18 protein-coding genes are annotated in these 19,307 nt (G+C 49.8%); 9 read left to right on the top strand and 9 right to left on the bottom strand.

Annotated features, from left to right (window positions below):
* Window positions 1–108 precede the first annotated feature (108 nt).
* A complete protein-coding gene (locus H6F93_RS04450) occupies window positions 109–2,001 on the top strand; it encodes a hypothetical protein (RefSeq protein WP_190679477.1) in 1,893 nt (630 codons plus the stop codon).
* A gap of 82 nt (window positions 2,002–2,083) precedes the next feature.
* The gene (locus tag H6F93_RS04445; protein WP_190646408.1) at window positions 2,084–3,349 is read left to right on the top strand and encodes a PrsW family intramembrane metalloprotease; all 1,266 of its coding nucleotides are present in this window, start codon (window positions 2,084–2,086) and stop codon (window positions 3,347–3,349) included.
* 141 nt (window positions 3,350–3,490) lie between these two features.
* Here the strand turns inward: H6F93_RS04445 and crtR are convergent, their stop codons facing one another.
* Window positions 3,491–4,453, bottom strand: coding sequence for a beta-carotene hydroxylase (gene crtR / locus H6F93_RS04440; RefSeq protein ID WP_524537893.1), 963 nt, complete (start codon window positions 4,451–4,453; stop codon window positions 3,491–3,493).
* 398 nt (window positions 4,454–4,851) lie between these two features.
* Between crtR and H6F93_RS04435 the strand changes: the two genes are divergently transcribed.
* Window positions 4,852–5,214 carry a zinc-ribbon domain-containing protein gene (locus H6F93_RS04435; protein WP_190679476.1) on the top strand — a complete coding sequence of 121 codons (363 nt, stop codon included), beginning with the start codon at window positions 4,852–4,854 and terminating at the stop codon, window positions 5,212–5,214.
* Window positions 5,215–5,240: 26 nt separating this feature from the next.
* Here the strand turns inward: H6F93_RS04435 and H6F93_RS04430 are convergent, their stop codons facing one another.
* The 3 genes from H6F93_RS04430 to H6F93_RS04420 all read right to left on the bottom strand — a co-directional run bounded on the left by H6F93_RS04430 (window position 5,241) and on the right by H6F93_RS04420 (window position 7,907).
* Window positions 5,241–6,527 (bottom strand): adenylate/guanylate cyclase domain-containing protein, encoded by a 1,287-nt coding sequence (locus H6F93_RS04430; RefSeq protein ID WP_190679475.1) that lies wholly within the window; start codon window positions 6,525–6,527, stop codon window positions 5,241–5,243.
* 190 nt (window positions 6,528–6,717) lie between these two features.
* Window positions 6,718–7,254: a cofactor assembly of complex C subunit B gene (locus tag H6F93_RS04425; RefSeq protein WP_190679474.1), complete on the bottom strand. Its 537-nt coding sequence runs from the start codon at window positions 7,252–7,254 to the stop codon at window positions 6,718–6,720.
* Window positions 7,255–7,412: 158 nt separating this feature from the next.
* Window positions 7,413–7,907: an Hsp20/alpha crystallin family protein gene (locus H6F93_RS04420; RefSeq protein WP_190679473.1), complete on the bottom strand. Its 495-nt coding sequence runs from the start codon at window positions 7,905–7,907 to the stop codon at window positions 7,413–7,415.
* Window positions 7,908–8,397: 490 nt separating this feature from the next.
* Here H6F93_RS04420 and H6F93_RS04415 point away from each other — a divergent pair, with 490 nt between their 5' ends.
* On the top strand, window positions 8,398–9,483 hold the full coding sequence (locus H6F93_RS04415; RefSeq protein WP_190679472.1) for a glycosyltransferase family 4 protein: 1,086 nt from the start codon (window positions 8,398–8,400) through the stop codon (window positions 9,481–9,483).
* Between the two features lie 172 nt (window positions 9,484–9,655).
* Entirely contained in the window at window positions 9,656–10,321 is a 666-nt protein-coding gene (locus H6F93_RS04410; protein ID WP_190679471.1) for a hypothetical protein, read from the top strand.
* A gap of 163 nt (window positions 10,322–10,484) precedes the next feature.
* On the opposite strand, the gene H6F93_RS04405 is transcribed toward H6F93_RS04410, so the two are convergent.
* Entirely contained in the window at window positions 10,485–11,129 is a 645-nt protein-coding gene (locus H6F93_RS04405; RefSeq protein WP_190679470.1) for an acetoacetate decarboxylase family protein, read from the bottom strand.
* A gap of 1 nt (window position 11,130) precedes the next feature.
* Window positions 11,131–12,165, bottom strand: a complete 1,035-nt coding sequence (locus tag H6F93_RS04400; protein WP_190679469.1) for an SDR family oxidoreductase — start codon at window positions 12,163–12,165, stop codon at window positions 11,131–11,133.
* Between the two features lie 515 nt (window positions 12,166–12,680).
* Between H6F93_RS04400 and H6F93_RS04395 the strand changes: the two genes are divergently transcribed.
* From H6F93_RS04395 to H6F93_RS04380, 4 genes are all read left to right on the top strand, one after another.
* Window positions 12,681–13,391, top strand: coding sequence for an SRPBCC family protein (locus H6F93_RS04395; RefSeq protein WP_190646399.1), 711 nt, complete (start codon window positions 12,681–12,683; stop codon window positions 13,389–13,391).
* Between the two features lie 59 nt (window positions 13,392–13,450).
* Window positions 13,451–13,858 (top strand): hypothetical protein, encoded by a 408-nt coding sequence (locus H6F93_RS04390; protein ID WP_190679468.1) that lies wholly within the window; start codon window positions 13,451–13,453, stop codon window positions 13,856–13,858.
* Between the two features lie 10 nt (window positions 13,859–13,868).
* Window positions 13,869–15,041 (top strand): zinc-dependent alcohol dehydrogenase, encoded by a 1,173-nt coding sequence (locus H6F93_RS04385; protein ID WP_190679467.1) that lies wholly within the window; start codon window positions 13,869–13,871, stop codon window positions 15,039–15,041.
* Between the two features lie 309 nt (window positions 15,042–15,350).
* Complete coding sequence (locus H6F93_RS04380) at window positions 15,351–16,145, top strand: glycine zipper family protein (protein WP_199313474.1); 795 nt, start codon at window positions 15,351–15,353, stop codon at window positions 16,143–16,145.
* Between the two features lie 95 nt (window positions 16,146–16,240).
* On the opposite strand, the gene purM is transcribed toward H6F93_RS04380, so the two are convergent.
* From purM to H6F93_RS04365, 3 genes are all read right to left on the bottom strand, one after another.
* Complete coding sequence (gene purM, locus H6F93_RS04375) at window positions 16,241–17,263, bottom strand: phosphoribosylformylglycinamidine cyclo-ligase (protein ID WP_190679466.1); 1,023 nt, start codon at window positions 17,261–17,263, stop codon at window positions 16,241–16,243.
* A gap of 110 nt (window positions 17,264–17,373) precedes the next feature.
* Window positions 17,374–18,003, bottom strand: a complete 630-nt coding sequence (locus tag H6F93_RS04370; protein WP_190679465.1) for a TenA family protein — start codon at window positions 18,001–18,003, stop codon at window positions 17,374–17,376.
* Window positions 18,004–18,114: 111 nt separating this feature from the next.
* Window positions 18,115–19,131: a phosphoribulokinase gene (locus H6F93_RS04365; protein WP_190679464.1), complete on the bottom strand. Its 1,017-nt coding sequence runs from the start codon at window positions 19,129–19,131 to the stop codon at window positions 18,115–18,117.
* Between the last annotated feature and the right edge of the window lie 176 nt (window positions 19,132–19,307).

Here is a 19,307-nt window from a genome sequence, read left to right as displayed (position 1 = left end):
CGGGAAAATGACAAGCTGGAGACGGAACTAGGCAAGCTGGACGGGTTGAGCCGTTGCCAAGATTGTAGAGCAAAAGATAAACAAAACGATTGATAGATTGGATCAGTTATGACACAGTCGAATCTTCTAGAACTGGCAAAGCAGGGTGATCCCCAGGCGATCGCCACCCTGATGAATCGCTCACTTCAGCCGAAAGGGATGACTGCTTCGGTGGGTTTGCAGGGCGATCGCTTAAAGGTTTTGCTGGAGTCTGCTCAAATTCCGAATCGACAAGCCATGATTGCGTTTGTCCGAAACGGGATCACCAGTCTGGGACTCCAATCTATTCAATCGATTGAAATTGCCAGTCGGCAGGTTGGTAACCTTTCCCCCGTCTGGACTGAAGAAATTTTTCTGAAGCCACCCACTACACCCGTTCCACCAGACCTGGAGTCTGCTTCTGTCCCTACGACTTCAATTCAGCCTCCTGTCTCCAGGCGGCCTGCGGCACCCCCACCTCCACCCCCACCCCGCCGCGTGCCACCAGCGGAACCTGTATCCCCACTTCCGGTTGCGGCTGACCGCATTGGCAACGGAGCAGCCCCTGTAGAACCCCGTGCAACCGTTGAGCCTGTAGTTGTAGAAGACCTTGCGGACTTAGAGGAATCTCCGCTTGTAAATGAGCCTGCAGTTATTAATGAACCTGCAGTTGTTAATGAACCTGCGGTAGTAGAGGAAGAAACTTTAGCTCCCGATCCGGTAATTTATTCAGGATCTGGGACTGGCGATCGCCTGGATGACCAACCTGCATCTGTAGTCACTCCAGCCCATGATGAGGTTAACTTCACCCCAGACGAATCGTTGGAATATGTTGCCTACGAAGAACCTAATATTCCACTTGTTGAAGCTGAACCTACCGCTCCTGCAGAACAACTGACCTGGACGGATGCAGATGGGGTGGAACACGCGGTAGACGCACCTGTACCAGAGCGTCCGACGAGGACGGGGCGATCGCCCTGGTTTTACCTAATTTTGTTGGTCGTAGCAAGCTGGATTGCTGCGATTGTCGGCTTCTCGATTTGGTATTCGCGCCAGGAAAGGTCCTTGCAGCCTTCGGCATCTGAGATTGCGCCTGATCCCGCAACCGAACTGGATGCCGACGAAGATGAAATTGAGCAACCCCTCTCAGAAAATCCGTTAGAAGATGCAGCCAGTCGCGCGGAGCAGGCAGAAACGCTGGCAGAAACAGCCCGATCTGCCGATGATTGGGGTTTGGTTGTTAGCCAGTGGGAGCAGGCGATCGCCCTCTTGCAAGCAGTACCCGCCGATAGCCCAGACTATGCCACAGCCCGAAACCGCTTGCCTGCCTATCAACAGAGTCTAGCCGCTGCTCAACAGCAAGCCGCCAATCTTCCTGCTAACACTAACGCGTCGGCACCCACATCAAGCATCACCGTCTCCAATCAGGTGACTTGCCGTGAGGTGGAGTCTACTCCTGAGTCTGACCCCGTTCAGTTGACGAATGTGCAGTTTGATCCTGAAGCGTCTGAAAACGGCGGTAATTTTGTAGTCGGATGCGTTACCAATCATAGCGACCAGACCGTTAGTGACGTGTCGGTTTCCTACCGAGGTGGCTCCGCTGAAAATCCCAACTTGTTTCAAGGTGGTTATAGTAGTCTGGGCGTTGCTGCCCTAGAGCCAGGAGAAACGGTACCCTTTAGAAGCTCGTTTACTATTAACCCAGACGTTACAACCGTCAATGTGGAAGCCGTATTTTGGACACCAGAAGGAGCTTCAGAACCTCAGCGGATCGAAGCCCCTGTCACGCTAGATCGTCCAAGCTCAGGAACTCGCCCAGCCCGCCCGCAAGCTAGCCCTACTCGCCCAGCAGCCAGTCCAACCACCAGCCCCCAAGCTAGTCCTACTCGCCCGACAGGCAGTCCAACCACTAGCCCCCAAGCTAGTCCCACTCGCCCGGCAGCCAGTCCGCCCGCTAGCCCCAACTCAGCTGGCTCTAATTAGAATGGCTTTGTGTCCCTACCAGCTCTACCAGGCATGAGATATTTTGAATTAACCCCCCTTTGACCCAGCGGACTCGTCGGTCATGACCCAATTTAGTCTTGTCGAACTTGCCCAGCAGGGTGATCCTGGGGCGATCGCCACGCTGCTCAATCAAGCCTTACAGCCCAGAGGGGTGATGGCAAAAGTCTTGTTGATGGATAGCTGTCTGCAAGTCTTGCTTTCATCAACTCGTCCGCTTGCGCAGCAAACTTTTGTCTCCTTCCTCAACCGTCAGATTAGCGACTATGGAGCCAAGTCGATTCAATTAGTCAAAGTTTATGGGCAGCAGATCGGCGAAGATGTACCTACTTGGTACGCAGAATTTGTACCCCTGTTTGATGATTCATCCGAACTTTTGTCAGAACTAGAGCTAGCAGAGCTAGAAAAACCCCGCCCCGAAACCAACGATTTTTTGGCAACGCTAAGAACGTTTCAATTTGCGGCCGTTTTTCCCTATCGAGACGTGATCAGTCTAGGGCTGTACCAAAACCACTTAGTCAAAATTTTGTTGTTTTTTGGCTTATTTCCTCTAGTTGTGGATCTGGTGACACCCGACAAAGCCAGCCTTCAGCAAACAGCCTGGATGCTAGGAATCTACTACGCCTCAATCTGGGGCGTGGTGCTCTACAACTTGATCAAGCCACCTCAATTTTCCTGGCGCGATACATTGAAGTGTGTTTTGTTTACTGCCTTTGTCGGCATTCCAATGTTGCTGTTTTTTCAGCAGGTGCCGCCGTTTAACGCCTTCTACGCCGTGATTGGGGCAGGGATGATTCCCCGGATGATTGGTTTCGTGTTAGGTGTAGGGGTTTTAGAAGAATTGTGCAAAGCCTTACCCGTATACCTGTTTTTGCTGCGTCCAGGAAAGCTGCAAGACCCGCTTACCTCTGCCTTCTATGGGGCAGCATCAGGATTAGGGTTTGCGATGGCTGAAGGAGCAACCTACTCGTTGCTCTATCGCTTTAGCTTGACCAGAGGAGATCTAGACTTTGGCTCCTACGTCATCGCAAATACGATTCGCTTTGTTTCCCTGCCGCTCTTTCATGCTATTCTCGCCGGAATTGTCGGCTATTTTATGGGACTGGCAGCAATCAACCCTTCACGGCGCAGCGCCATTATTTTCATTGGCGTGGCGATCGCTGCTGCCCTGCATGGCTTTTACAACACGTTTGCGGGCAACGTTTTGGGGCTGCTCGTCATTGGCTTCTCGATTCTGCTGTTCGTCACCTATATTCGCCGCAGCAAACAAATGGTGGAAGAAATGCAAAAAGCAGAGATGGGCTATCGAGGAGTAAAAATAAATCTATGACGGTGTCGCAACACGACTAGCTATAACGTTATCTCTCAGATGGAAGGGCACCTCGCTCCGCGAGGTGCCCTTCCATCTGTAGCCCTAATTTGTGGAATTGGTATTAGATTGCTACACCGTTATAGATTTATTGGAATAGCTTCAAGGAACCTCATGTTCCACTTGAGGCTTCGGTTTGTGACCGTGAAAGCGAATTCCCAAGAAAATGTCGTAAAGGAAGCTAAGAAAGTCTTTGCCCTGGAGCAGCCCTAACGACTGGTGACAGCCCTTTTCATCGAGCAAAGGCTGAGTTGCGCGGTAGGCAGGCTGATAGTTGTACCAGGGAATTGAGGGCCAAAGATGGTGAATCAGATGATAGTTTTGCCCCATGATCAGCAGATTGAGAATGGAACTGGGATAGACTCGGGCATTCTTCCAGCGATCGCGTTCTTGAAACGGGCGATGGGGCAAGTAGTCAAAAAATAGCCCTAACGCCAGCCCTACCACTGCTGCTGGGGAGAACCAAAAATTGAGAACGTAGCCCAGGAAATGGTGTTGAACAGAGACATAAACAATTGAAATAACAACCAAACGCGCCAAAAACCACTCCAGCAGCTCATATTTGCGCCAGAGCTTGCGTTTAAAGAAGAAAATTTCGTGGTAAAAAAACCGGGCTGCAATTAGCCATAGCGGACCGCCCGTTGAAACGAAATGATCGGGGTCATTATCGGGATCGTTTACGTTCGCATGATGCTGCATGTGAACTCGCGTAAACACCGGGAAGGAAAACCCCAACATTAAAGCGCTACCGTGTCCCAGCACAGCGTTGACGATGCGATCGCGATGCGCCACATGATGCGAGGCATCGTGAATCACCGTCCCTACCATGTGTAAGGCAATCACGTTAATCACAAAACAGCACCAGTCCACCCAATGCCAGCGCCAATATCCCAACGTTGAGATCACAACCATCACAACTGCTGCTAGAAACATCAGCAGCGTGGGGTTAAAGTCACCTGGCGCACCTAGCAATTCTTTAGGCACTGTCAGGGGCTTTTCTGCCTCCGACATCGTAACCTCACTCTCTTCAACTTCTATACTGCTTTCACGTAACGCTGTTTTCATGTAACGCTTTTTTATAACACTTTCCCCTAATGTTTCGTTTTGCGTACACGCTCTACGAAACCAAGTCCTTCCGCCTTAAAAATTTATCACCTTTACATTCTGTTAGATCCCTCTAATAAGCGAATCAAAAGCTACAAGCACCCAGCACTCCATTATCGCTGATTAGAATTTTGTACCGATATTAAATGGATTTTGCGATTTATCAACTTCTGTAAGGGCACATCGCGACGCGCCCCTACCCACATTTGCAACATCTTCAAATTAAATTGGTATCAGAAATTGATTCGGATGGTCTAGCGGAGGCGATCGCCCTTCCCTAGATACCGCAACTTCACCTACGCCCCCCATAAGCAGATCCTAGAATAAGGGTAAGCCATCAGTAAGGACTTCTTGTAGCTATGGATTTTGGAAACCTGGAGCGACGGCAAGAAGCGGCGAGAACAGAGACAGACTCTAAAGTTCACAGAGTAGCCAACAAAATAGAAAATTTGGCTGACGAGATGCATTCTCTACAGCAGAAGGTTGAGAAACTTTCTTTGAGCTGTCAGGCAATGTGGGAGTTAATTAGAGACAATACAGAGCTGACGGAAGAAGAACTATTTGTAAAGATGACCGAGATTGACCTGCGGGACGGCAAGCTAGACGGCAGACTTGGGCGACAGGTTTTGGTTTGTTCTAACTGTGGCAGGAAAGTCAGTTCAAAACGCAGTACCTGTTTCTATTGTGGGTATGCGTTAGCCAAAAACTCCGCGTTTGAATAGTCAGCAGGAGCAGCCTACAGTCTGTCCTACAACAATCTGTCTTGTAATAAGTAAACCTGCATTTTGCCTTTTCCTTTGATCTCCAAGATGCCGCGCTCTTCAAACAAGAATTTGTCTTGCAGCCGCTCATAGACGGGTTTTGTCACCTGAATGCAGCCCGGTAATCCTTGAGATTCCATACGACTGGCAATATTTACGGTATCGCCCCAAAGGTCATAGATAAATTTCTTTCTGCCAATTACGCCTGCTACAACGGGGCCAGTGTTGATTCCAATGCGAATGCGGAAAGGCTGGTCTTGCCGGGTTTTAAACTGGGCGATCGCCGCTTGCATATCTAGTGCCATGCTAGCAATCGACTCCACATGGTCGCCTCGCTCAATGGGCAACCCTCCAACCACCATGTATGCGTCCCCAATCGTCTTAATTTTTTCTAAATTGTGTTGTTCCGCCAGTTGATCAAAAGTGGAAAAAATTTGGTTGAGCAGCGTCACCAGTTCACGGGGCGGAATTCCGGCTGAAATCTGGGTAAAGCCAACGATATCAGCAAACAAAACCGTTGCTTCGGCAAAGCTTTCTGCGATCGTGCGATGGTCTTGTTTAAGCTGTTGGGCGATCGCTTCTGGCAAAATGTTGAGCAACAGCCGCTCTGACTTCTCCTGTTCAGCCTCTAACTCACGTCGCGTCTGAAACTCAGTTCTTTGCAGTCGCTCATACAAAAAAACAGCCAGATCACAGATGCCACAAAACCAGAGCAAGTAAAGCACCTGAATCGGGTCCCAAAGAGGCTGACCGTCGTTGGGGTAAAGATTCAGAATGGTGTTTACACCGAAGTAGTAGGTCAGTAAGCCAACCTGAGAGATCAGGTGTAAATACCAGCGGACAGGCACCAGAGTCGCCTGGGTCAACAACACCAAAGTCCAGGCAAAAAGCCCCGGAAAGGCAAATCCGTTAAGCGTTGCCCAAACCTGCTCCACTAGCGTGATTGACCAGGAACCCCCCAAAAAGAGTAGTCCCAATCGGTGCTTGCCTTGAGGCGATCGCACTCCCACTAAACAGGTGATCAGTCCTAGCTCCGCGACACTTGCCATAACTAGCCAGCCCGGGTCCCACACTTTGATCTGAGCGGCAGTCAGCACCAGTTCTAGCAAAATGAAACTCAGGTAAGCCGCAACAGCAAGCTGTAACCCTAGCTGTAAGCGCTGTTGCAGAAACCGTTTTCGCCATGCCTTATATGCCGGGTCAGTCGACTGTTCCCGGCTAAGTTGGTCGAGCCACGTCCTGAGTACAGCCAGTTTTGCTTTGCTGATCACCACACCTCTTGTAGCGCGAGGAGGAGAGGAAAAAGGCCGGGAAAAGGGCGATCGCCCCACCCATTTCCTTAAAATTCAAGGCTGTCTCAACTATATCTTTAGAGGGGTCAGACCCTTCACTGCAAGCAAATTTACCAGAATTTAAGCAGAATTTGTACGGCTTGAGCTAAAAGACTCTACATTCAGCCCATATTTAGCTTTCCTCTAAAGGTTTCAAATTCAGGCTTCGCTGTAACTCTGCTAGTTCGTCTCGATGGGCTGTGACCGTCACCAGGTTTTGCACGGACTCATCTCCTTGCAGCTTTGCGACCTGTAGCCGAACCTGCTCAGGACGGGCAGACTTACGCCAGTAAAAGATGCCTGCGATCGGCGAAAACACGACCAAAATCGGCAAGATGTTTGCCCAATCGGGCAATAGCAGCGCCAAAACCAACGCCAAGCAAAGCAAACCAACCGCCGCCAATAGCGTCAGGAAAACAGCTAGAAACACACTGGGGCGAACAAATCCTTCAAACGTTACCTGATTCTTAGCTGCGTCTACTGCTGCAATTCGATAAGCCCGCTGTGTAAAGTACGCCTGTAGCTGCTCTAGCAAAGACTCTTCGGGTTGCTCTGTAACTAGTTTGGCAACTTGGATTCGGTCTTTAGTCGAAGCCCGAATAAAGAAAAACAGCCCAACCGAAAGCAACAGCGTCAGCAAAACAGTAGAGGAGAGAACGGGAATATCCATTGTTAGCGAATTAGTGGCTAGTTCAGGCGCAAAGTACGATCCTATCTCTACTTTACGCAAGTTTACGAAGCAACAAGCTTGTGAACCCAAGGGGCAGCCAGTGCAGATACGCAAAAAGGGTGGGCATTGCCCACCCTATAGGTCTAGCTAGTTACCAATTAGTTGTTGCTGTTCTCTGCAACGGAGTTAGTGCTAGCTTCTAGCGTTGGGTTTGATGCACCTGACAGTTCACCCAGATTGACTTTAACGACTCGGTTACGCGCTTCTGTCACCTTGGGTAAGGTCAGCGTCAAAATGCCGTTGGTAAAGTTTGCGCTCACCTGATCGTTTTGTACGGCTACGGGTAGATTGACTACACGCTGAAACTTGCCATAGCGGAACTCAGAGTGGAGATAATTTGCCTCTTGGGGTTGTGGGCGATCGCCTGCAATGGCGACTGCATCACGAGTCACCTGAACATCTAAATCCTTGCCTTCAATACCGGGTAGCTGCACTCTGAGAATCAGATTGTCGCTATGATCCTGCATCTCGATTGCAGGTCCCCAAGCGGCAGGTGAATCGCTCTGAGAGCTAGCGAGTTCATCAAACACTTGATCAAGCTGACGACGCAGAGTTTCGATCTCACGAAAAGGTTGCCAGTAGCGAATCATCATAGTGTCACCTCTACAACAATCCTTCAACAATTCTTGGATCTTGAACAGTTTTTAGAGCAGTGCGGTTCGTAACCGCTTTTGCTTATAGATTTATATTCACCCAATTCCCTGCTCAATGCGAGTCAGGAGAACCTCACCCCGAAGTCGTAGTTTCTCGCCCATCTTGCCGCTGCTGAAACTCTTCCTGGAGAAGGATCTTGGGATTTGCGGGCAATCGCCTTACATGTCTTACCAGGCAACGTTCCTGTATCAATTGACGCGCTCAAAAAGTGTGGATTTCCCGCATATATGAGGGTAGGTATACCCATTGTCAAAAAACTTAAATCATTCATACACTTCAGACACTTCGTCACAAGTTTTAGGTTTTATTAAAACTTGCTTAACGATTTGTAATGTATAAGCTCTCAAGCAAATGGTCGCTTGAAAGCACTCCGTGGACGAAGGGCTGGTCACTTTAGCTCAAGTCTTATATTCCTTAAGGAGGTTTGTAATGCGGATTGCTCAAATTGCCCCGTTATGGGAGAGAGTTCCCCCCCCGGCTTATGGCGGCGTTGAACTAGTTGTTGGACTGCTGACCGATGAACTGGTTCGGCGGGGACATGAGGTGACGCTATTTGCATCGGGAGATTCCATTAGTCTGGCTAAGCTTGAATCTGTTTGCCCTCAAGCATTGCGTCTGGCTCCTAACGTGAAGGAGTACGGCATCTATGAAATGCTGCAACTGAGTCAGGTATACGAACGGGCGCAGGAATTTGACATCATTCACTCTCACATGGGCTGCTCTGCACTGCCCTTTGCAAATCTGGTCAAAACTCCAACGATTCACACACTTCATGGCATCTTTACGCCTGACAATGAAAAGATGTTTGGCTACGCCAAAAACCAACCCTACGTCAGCATCTCTGACGCTCAACGGGAGCCACGGTTAGACCTAAACTGCGTCGCAACAGTTTACAACGGCATTGATCCCGACAGCCACCAGTTTTATCCTCAGCCAGATGAGGAGCCTTATTTGGCATTCCTAGGGCGTATATCACCTGAGAAGGGAGCGCACTTGGCGATCGCCATTGCCAAGCAAACAGGCTGGAAGCTGAAGATGGCAGGCAAGGTCGATGTAGTGGATGTGGACTACTTTGAACAGGAAATCAAGCCGTTGGTCGACGGTGAGCAAATCCAGTATTTGGGTGAGGCAAACCATTTCCAGAAAAACGCACTTCTGGGTAATGCGGTTGGAATGCTGTTTCCCATTACCTGGCGCGAACCGTTTGGGCTAGTGATGATCGAGTCGATGGCGGCTGGCACTCCTGTGATCGCAATGGAACTAGGGTCTACCTCTGAAGTGATCGTTCACGGTAAGACGGGCTTTTTGTGCCACAACACCGAAGAATGTGTGGAGGCGATCGCCCGCCTCCCCGAAATTGATCGTCACGCCTGCCGAGAACATGTTTTGACTCACTTTAGTGTGCAGTGCATGACTGATGGTTATGAAGCGGTTTATCGTCAGGTGCTATCCGAACGCTTTATCAACAATGGGCGTGTCCTTTCAATGATGAAGTCGGGCAACAGCCAAAACTAGTTTCCTTGGGCGTACAGTATTCAGCAAATCGTCTGAGACAAAAACACAACAGGATTTTGGGTAGCAGAGATTGTTTCTCTCCAACCCAAAATCCTTATTCAAATTCCACGCTCAACTCAGCAATGCCCCCTGGGTTCGAGATAGGATAACAGGTAAACAAAAATGCTGAATCATGGTAGAACGTCCTGTTAAGAAGTCTGAGCGTCAGGCAGTCGAGTCTCAGACTGTTGAATCGAGTGAAGTGGCGATCGAAGCTGCAGTCGAGTCTCCGCCTGAGGCGGCTCCGGCAAAACGCGCTCCCGCTCCAGTGAAGCGATCGCCCGAAGAACGGAATGCCTTGCGTTCATCCGAAGGCAACGAAGGTCGGAGTAGAGACAGAGACAAAGATCGCTCCAAGGGCAAAGGGAAGGGGAAGGGCGATCGCAACAGAGACGAACGTCCTGCACCCGCAAATCTTGCTTTGATGCGTGGGCCTAGACCCACCCAACCCAAGCCACCCGTCGAAGAAGTTCCAGAAGAAACTCCAGAAGAAACCTTGGAGGTATCAGCGGAAACAACGGAAGTAGCGGCTGAAGAATCGACGGAAGCCACTTCTGTGGCTGAAGTAGCTCCTGAAACCCCAGAACCAACTGAGCCAGTGGCCGAGGCGGCAACTGAATCGGCTGAAGCAGTTACCGTAGAAACAGAACCAGTCACCGAAGCGGCATCAGAACCGACTGAAGTAGCGACTGAAGAAACCCCTGAACCTGCTTCTACATCTGAATCTTCTTCCGAAGCACCAACGCAAACTTCGGAAGAAGCCAGCGAAGAAGTCGTCGCCGAAAAGTCCAGTTCCTAAACTTAGGAAAATTCAATAGCGCTGTTTCAACCACACAACATGTAGTTGAAACAGCGCAAAGAAGTATCGCCCGCAATGCGGGCGATACTTCTTTGCATGTTCACCAAATTTTAGTTCCGCCGTACTCTATCCAACCTGAAAACAGACATTACAGAATAGATGCCTAGAATTTCACGCGAGTTATCAGCCGCTGAGGACTGCTAACCGACAGACGCAACTGGTCAGCATAGAAAACCAACCGAGGTTGATCAAGGCAGAGATGGTGAAAAGGGCTGCCACTTGGCACCTGTAAGTCAGCGCCCACCAAACTAAAGTTGGCTGATGCCTCTGCTTCAAATGAGAGTAAATCGGCATCCAGCGTACTAAAGCTTGTCGCCTTGAGAGGCTGTCGCCATGCTGGGATCTGCCAACTGTATTCAAACCGACAGAGCAACTGATTTTCCTGATAGACCGACACCCGTTTTTGGGAGCCCTGCTCCCAGGTGAATTGAGCCAGTTGCTTGGGTAGTCCCCAAATTTCTCGCCCCCCGGCAACAGAATCAGGATTGTCTACATAAATGTGCGACACCCAACTGCCAACCTGGTTCTCATAGCGAGTCAACGCACCTACCACAATTAGCTCGTTGTAGAGCAATGTTGAGCCTGTGCCATAGGAGGCAACGTAAACACCGCCCAAAGTTTTACCCGGAAAGACTGAAACAATTTCTAGCTCAGACGGAATTAGCGGACGAACTTGCTCAACATCGATAGGTTGAAGGCTTTGGATAGAATAGCCCTGAAGCGTCCAAGGTGCTTGAGGATAAGTCACTTTACAGTTCTCCTGCAGATGGTCCGCCCGTAAATGCCTGAGTTGCTAGTAGGGCTAAGGCTGCAGCGCTGGCGATCGCCCCCCACTTCACAGTCGGATTGCGGTCAAACCAATCGCTGACACTAGGAATCGTGAGATTACCAAAATCGCCCTCTACGCGGTCATAACCTGCTGCTGGATCAGCCGGAGCAAACAGGTTGTTGGGATCATTTTCAGACTTTGGTTCATCGGTTCGCTGGAGTGGGAAAGCGATCGCTAACAGCAGCGCATCCACCAACTGTGGCGACAACCGTTGCAGCACGTCCACAATCTTGCCCACATCCCCTACGATAAAGTCGCGAGTTGGATGCTCCGCGGTATGCAAAATCGCATCCGCAACCAAACTCGGTTCGTAGTAAGGCGGAATTCCAGTTGGCTTCACGCCTAACTTGGTCATCGCCTTGTTGTAATAGGGCGTATTAATTACTGCTGGCAAGATATTGGTCACGCTAATGGGAATGTTTTCGTGCTGTAGCTCTACCCGCAGCGCTTCCAGAAACCCTTCTACTCCATGCTTTGAAGCAGAATAGGGGCTTTGTAGCGGTATACCTCGCCGCGCCTCTACCGAAGAAATGTGAATCATTGCCCCTCTGCCTTCGCGCTTGAGGTGGGGCAGTGCTGCCATCGCGCCATGCACTTGTCCCATTAGGGTGACATCGACGACACGCTTAAATTCCTCTGGCGTAATTTTTTCAAACGGTGCTAAAACGCCAGTCGCCGCTGCATGAACCCAAGTATCGAGTCGCCCGTAGGTTTCAACGGTTTTGTCAGCGATCGCCTTCACCTGCTCAAATTCGGCTACATCCGCAACGATCGCCAGTGCATCTCCGCCTGCACTCTTGATTTGATCAACTAGGGTTTGTAGCCCGACCTCACTGCGGGCCGCAACCGTGACTTTTGCCCCCCGTTGGGCAAACCGTAGCGCTGTCTCACGACCGATGCCGCTTGAAGCCCCCACAACGGCAACCACCTGCTGATGAATTGGCTTTAATTGCATCTCTTATTTCCCTTCAAAAAAGTTAATTGAATCTCTTTTCTCAGTAGGCAAAATTAGACCGCTAACAACATCCTTCTTTTGGCTGAGGAAGTCCTACGAAAAACCAGAGAAATTCAAAATCTTCAAATGGGCTGAAAAGCAATTGAGAGAAAAAGCTTGTCCCCTGATCTATCCCTTTAGAATGAAGAATTTCTTTCGCTCACATTCCTAAGCTGAAGTCACCAGCAATGAGTTAGGAATTGCCTAAAAAGCACTCTAAAAAGCATCTGACGGTAGGTTAACAGCCATAAATAGCCGCAAATAGCTATTGCAAAATAGCTGTTACACATAGCTATGCTATTTCAATCATTCATTTCGCCAGGAATTGAGGCTCAAGTTTAATCTCTGAGTATTTGGGTTGGTCTATTGAAATGTGAAATGAAAATACTTTAGAGAGAGTGATTTTGATCAATTTGGGGCATTTCTAATCACTTTAATCATCAAGGAATCCAAAGCGGAAAACCTAAACAAACACTATGGAAGAAGTAACAAATCAGTCGAATCTGCAAAGCCAATCAGCATCGGACAGCAAAGGTGAGAACGAGCGCTGGGCTTCGATTATTGGTGGCAGCGCAATGGTGTTAATGGGTCTGCAACAGCGCTCTTTGCGGGGCGCACTGATGGCAGTTGCAGGCGGCAGCTTAGCATTGCACGGGGCAAAGAGTGAAAAGAGCCTACCTGCCACCATCGCAGATGCTACCGGCATCAACAAGAGCATTCGCGTTGAAAAGACCGTCACCATCAATCGCTCAGCCTCTGACCTGTACAACTTTTGGCACGACCTTGAGAATCTGCCGACCTTCATGCAGCATCTCAAGTCCGTCAAAGTGCACGACGACAAACGCTCTCACTGGATCGCAACCGCGCCTCTGGGAGCATCAGTGGAATGGGATGCAGAAATCGTCAGCGACCAGCCCGATCGCCTAATTGCTTGGGCTTCAGTAGAAGGCGCTGATGTAGACAACTCTGGCTTTGTTCGCTTTCAACCTGCTCCTCAAGGACGCGGCACTGAAGTCAAAGTCGTGCTGGAATACAACCCACCGGGTGGAGCCTTGACCGGAGCCTTAGCGAAGCTATTTGGCGAAGAACCAGAACAACAAATCGGGGCAGAACTGAGCCGCTTCAAGCAACTCATGGAAGCGGGCGAGATTGCAACGACTGAAGGGCAACCCAGCGGTCGCAGTTAAGAGGACCCTGGAAAAGGTTAATCGAAGTTTGAAATTTGAAAACAAGAAGGAACGAGAACATGAAACAGATGTTGAACGGATTGAAACAAGTTGTCTTTGTTTTTCTAACTGGAATTCTATTTCTGACCGCTAGCTTTGGTGCATTTGGTGGAAGTGAAGCGATCGCCAACCCCGTCGAAAAACCACAGGCGACCACCTACGACCGGGGCAATTACAACAACGAAATTAGCGAACCGGGTACCAGAAGACAGGCTGACTATAGTGGCAGAAACAATAGTCCGGGTGCTGCCATCGAAAATAGCCCCCAGGTGGAAACGCAAGAAGGGTTGAAGGGTGTTGCCGATAATGTCCGTGAAAAACTCAACCTTGATCAGCCAATTTATCCAGGCACAAAAGAGTTTATCAACGACGTAAAAGACAAGGTTGAAGACACAGTCGAAGGCGCAGAAAGAGCCGTAGGAAGATAAGGAGAATTGAATGAAAGCTGTTTGCTGGCATGGCGCAACAGATGTTCGAGTAGATAACGTACCCGACCCCAAAATTATCAATCCGCATGATGCCATTATCAAAATTACGCTAACTGCAATTTGTGGCTCAGATTTGCACCTCTACGATGGATTTATTCCGTCAATGCAATCAGGTGACATTCTCGGTCATGAATTTATGGGCGAGGTGGTTGAAGTTGGTAGTGACGTTAAACGGGTTAAGATTGGCGATCGCGTCGTTGTTCCGTTCACCATCTCTTGCGGCAATTGCTTCTTCTGTCAGCGAGATCTGTGGTCGCTGTGCGATAACTCGAATCCGAATGCGGCGATCGCTGAGAAACTCTACGGACATTCAGCCGCTGGGTTATTTGGCTACTCTCACATCTTTGGTGGATATGCTGGAGGGCAGGCACAGTATGCCCGCGTTCCCTTTGCAGATGTCGGTTTGTTCAAAATCCCAGATGGTCTAACTGATGAGCAAGTCCTGTTTCTCACAGACATCTTCCCCACGGGCTACATGGCTGCTGAGAACTGCAACATTCAACCTGGCGACACCGTAGCCGTTTGGGGCTGTGGTCCAGTTGGAATATTTGCGATTAAGAGTGCCTACATGTTGGGAGCGGATCGAGTCATTGGCATCGATCGGGTTCCAGAACGCTTGCAATTGGCAAAAGAGTTTGGCAAAGCTGAGGTTATAAACTACGAAGAAGTAGACGCAGGCGAAGCGGTGAAAGAAATGACGGGTGGACGCGGCCCCGATGCCTGCATTGACGCAGTCGGCATGGAAGCACACGGCACCGATGCTGTCGCCATCTATGACCGAGTGAAACAAGCGGTGCGTTTGGAAACCGATCGCCCTACAGCCCTACGCCAGGTCATCGTTGCCTGTCGCAAAGGTGGCACCGTCTCGATCCCTGGAGTTTATGGCGGACTGCTCGACAAGATTCCCTTTGGAGCCGCTTTCAACAAAGGGTTGAATTTCAAAATGGGGCAAACCCACGTTCACCGTTATCTCAGTCCTTTACTGGAACATATCCAAAACGGTGACATTGACCCCTCATACATCATCACTCACCGGATGAAGCTAGAAGACGCACCTAAGGCCTACGAAATTTTCAAGCAGAAGAAAGATAACTGCATCAAAGTTGTGCTTGATCCGCTCTAAAATTTCTCTGAAATTTGAAAGCAAACTCTTTGACCTAACATCATTAATTTCATCCTCAGGCAAAACCTGAGGATGTTTTTTTAAGCGAAACCTTGCTTAGCTGATCCTATTCTCAGAACAATTTGCAACAGCTTAAACAGCCAAAGAAAAAGCATTTGACAAATCAAATAACTCTACCTTTGGCTATAGTTAACCCCCAAAAGGAGTAGAGTCCATACTTATAACCGCAGGGAGAAGAATGTATTCTCTATTAAAACTACCTTGGGGAAATCAGCCGTTTGACAACCCGACCATAACAACGAGGTAATTATGGATAGAAAGAACCACGATCCAATGGATAAAAGAAACCACGATCCAGCGAACGCAGATGCAAACCGTGACCCGATTACGGGTGAGCCAGGGGCACATCCGGTTGGAACTGGAATTGGAGCAGCAAGTGCAGGTGCAGTTGGAGCTGCGGTCGGTGCAGTCGGCGGACCAGTCGGATCAGTTATTGGAGCTGCGATCGGCAGTGTGGTCGGTGGCTTGGTGGGTAAGAGTGCTGCTGAAGCAGTCAATCCAACGGTCGAAGATGACTATTGGCGTGAGAACTACACTTCCCGGCCTTATGCCAAGTCTGACCACACCTACAATGACTATCATCCTGCCTACCGGACGGGTTATGAAGGATACACTCGCTATCGCGATCGCAACACTACCTTTGATCAGGTCGAGCCAGATCTGCGACGCGACTACGAAACCAACTACAGCAACTCACGTTTGCGTTGGGATGATGCTCGTCATGCAACCCGCGATGCCTGGGATCGGGCAGACCGCAACACACGGTACGTAGGTGAAGACGATTACTGGCGGAGCAACTACACCTCCCGCCCTTACTACAGCCAGGGAACAACCTACGAAACCTATCAGCCTGCTTACCAGATGGGCTATGACAGCTACGGTCGCTATTCCACGAGTGGTAGAACGTTTGACCAGGTTGAACCCGAATTGCGACGCGACTATGAGCAGCGGCACGGCGGTGCTGGCTTAGCCTGGGACAAAGCAAAATATGCCGTTCAGGATGCCTGGAATCGCGCATCTAATACAGTAAGAAGAGATCGATAGAGCCAAACGGTTCTAATCTGCGCTTTATCTCACGGAAATAATTGAACTGGCGGTGTGGCTTTGCTGCGCCGCCATTCTCATGTGGTGAACTTATTTCAAGCCGAAAAGCTCAAATCACCATTTCCTTCGATCACCTCACCGATCGCCCATGCAGGCAAATTCTCAGCTTCAAACCATTGAATCGTTTGCTCAACCTGAGCCGGGGGAACCAGCAGCACGAAGCCAATCCCCATATTAAAGGTGTTAAACATCTCAGCCCGATCAACGGAACCTGTAGCAGCTAGCCATTCAAAAATGGGGGGAATTGTCCAACTTTGCGAATTAATTTGGATCGCCTGATTTTCTCCTAAACAGCGAGGCAAGTTTTCGGGTAAACCACCCCCCGTAATATGTGCCATTCCATGAATCGCGAGTTCAGACTGACGGGCGGTCAAAATCGGTTTGACGTAGATACGGGTTGGGGTCAGCAATTCTTCAAGCAGAGTCTTATCAAGCAGGGAGGGGCGATCGCCCACGTCTACACCTGCCGTCTCAATAATCTTCCGCACCAAACTAAACCCATTGCTGTGAACGCCCTGACTCGCTAGCCCGATCGCCACATCCCCAACTTCAACCTGAGAACCATCCAAAATCTGGCTCTTCTCCACAATACCCACACAAAAGCCTGCTAAATCATATTCTCCTGGCTGGTAGAATCCTGGCATTTCAGCCGTTTCTCCGCCCAGCAAGGCACAACCTGACTGCCGACATCCTTCAGTAATTCCGGCAACGACTTGAGTCAGTTGGTCAGGCTCTAGCTTGCCTGTCGCCAGATAATCGAGAAAAAACAGCGGCTCTGCCCCACAGGTGAGAACGTCGTTGACGCACATTGCAACCAGGTCAATTCCGACGGTGTCATGGCGATCGCCATTCTGCGCCAGTTTCAGCTTAGTCCCCACCCCATCGGTGCCCGACACCAACACAGGTTCTCGATACCCCGTCGGAAGCTGAAACAGCCCACTAAAGCCACCTAACCCACCCAAAACCTCCGGGCGACGGGTGCTATTTACCAGGCTGCGAATCTGCTGCACAAATGCCCGACCCGCCTCAACGTCTACCCCTGCCGCTCGATAATCCATACCATCCCTAACCCCATGTCGTGCAGGATGTATTTTATAGCAATCTTGGAGTTTGTTTTGGGAAAGTATGGGAGGAGCGATCGCTACCCTCTTAGCTTTACAACCAGTCGCTAATAGTGCTCAACTTCCCATGCTGCCTGAAAAAAGTCGCGTTCACACTGCATGGCGTAGCGATAAGTTGACCGTACTATTTCAGTCATCGCAGCATATCGGTTAGCGAGTTGAGCAAGCTGATCTGCTAAAGGCTCAAATTCAGAACTGCTGTAAGTGCGAATCCAGTCTGAATAGGCATGATCTGGAATTTGTGGCTGGGCTAGCTTTTGACCGATAAAAGCATACAGCCGCATACAGGGCAGCATTGCCGCTGTAGTCACACCCGCTTCCTGGCTCCAGGCGGTAGCTAGCAGAAAATCGGTATAGCGACGAGTTGCCGCCCCAGGCTCAACAGCTTGAAGGTTGACTCCCCACTGAGCCGCATAGCTTTGATGGAGCTGGAGTTCTTGTAAGACCCCGGCTGCCAGATTGTGAAAAGTACCGAACCCTTCCCAATCAGGAGCTTTAGCGGCAGCAATGCTGTAGGCACGGGCAAAGGCTTCCAGAAAAAAGGCATCTTGACCGACGTAGTAGGCAAATTTAGACTTAGCTAGCGTCCCATTACTAATGCCTTGGACGAAAGGATTGGTGAGAGAAGCGATCGCCAAATCTTGATTTGCCTGCCACAGGTCTTCTGCAAGAGTCATAACAATCTCTAAAGCAACAAATATCAATAAAATTAGGAGCCAGAATTCAGCAGAAGCATCATATCACTGCTAAATTCTGACTCCTGAATTTTGAATCTAACCTGAGTGCGACTAGTTTGCAGCCGCTTTCGCTGCCACAGGTGCCTCAGTAGCGGAAATCAGACGTTCGTAGGTTGCGCGCATCTTCAAGCCAACCAGCACCTGGAACAAACCTGTACCATTGGTTGAACCAGGATATTCGCGGTGCTTGAGCAGCAGCTCGGTCATTTCACCATAGAACTTGGTGGATGTGTTGCTGAGGTGGCTTTCAAGGTAAATCACCTCTTCCAACCGATCAAACTGACCATCGACTTCCAGCACAGAGACGCTGTTGCCGTAGTACTCATCCGGCCCGTAGAACATCCGAATGCCAGGATAAGAGCAGGTCAGCTTACGACCGCAAGGAATCCAATCGATCGTGGAACCCTCGTCAAACAAGTAGACTGGCTCCATTCCTTCCACGTCATCTTTTTGAATCAGGCGGACGCGCAGCACTTTACGCTCCGTGTCGTCTTTGATCAGGCGCGTTGGCAGGATTTGAATGACTACATCAGCGTGCTGCTTTTGCGGATCGATGTAGGCATCAAAGTCAGGGCGGCGAGAGTTAATTGAAGCCAAGATGTCTTCATAGCGATGTCCGCGTTCTGCCATGTCTCGCTGAATCTTCCAGGCAATCTTCACCTCGTCATCTAGATCGAGATAAACGCTGAAGTCAAGCAGCGATCGCACCCGCTCGTCATACATCGGATGCAACCCTTCAATTACCACAATCCGGTTTGGATTCACCCGTTCGGGGGGGTCAATCATCCCCGTTTCGTGGTTATAAATAGGCTTGTCAATGGGATGACCTTCTTTGAGCGCTTTGATTTGCTCATACATTAGGTCAAAGTCGTTTGCCTCTGGATTTAGCGCCGTTACCCCAGCCTCTTTCCGTTGCTTCCGGTCCAGACGGTGGTAGTCATCCAGGCAAATGACAGTCATCAGCTCTTCCCCAAACAGGTCTGCCAATCGGCGCAGGAAAGTCGATTTACCGCATCCGGAGTCTCCGGCTACGCCAATTAGAACCACACGGTCTGGCTTAATGGTCATAGGTACCCTCTAACGAAGTTAAAACAATTCAATAAACTGAAACCCGAGCCGACTAAACCCACAAGTTAGGGCCGTCCCGCCAATTTCTCGCCAATTTGAAGTGAGACTCTCCCTATAGACCGTCAAGCGTTTCCTTGCTGCCTTAAACCTTCAGTCAAAGTACGAAGACAACGACG

Origin of the sequence: Leptolyngbya sp. FACHB-671 (assembly GCF_014695745.1) — a bacterium.
Classification (GTDB): Bacteria; Cyanobacteriota; Cyanobacteriia; order Elainellales; family Elainellaceae; genus JAAUTN01.
Note: the sequence above shows the minus strand (reverse complement) of the source record. Positions and strands in the feature narration are given on the sequence as shown.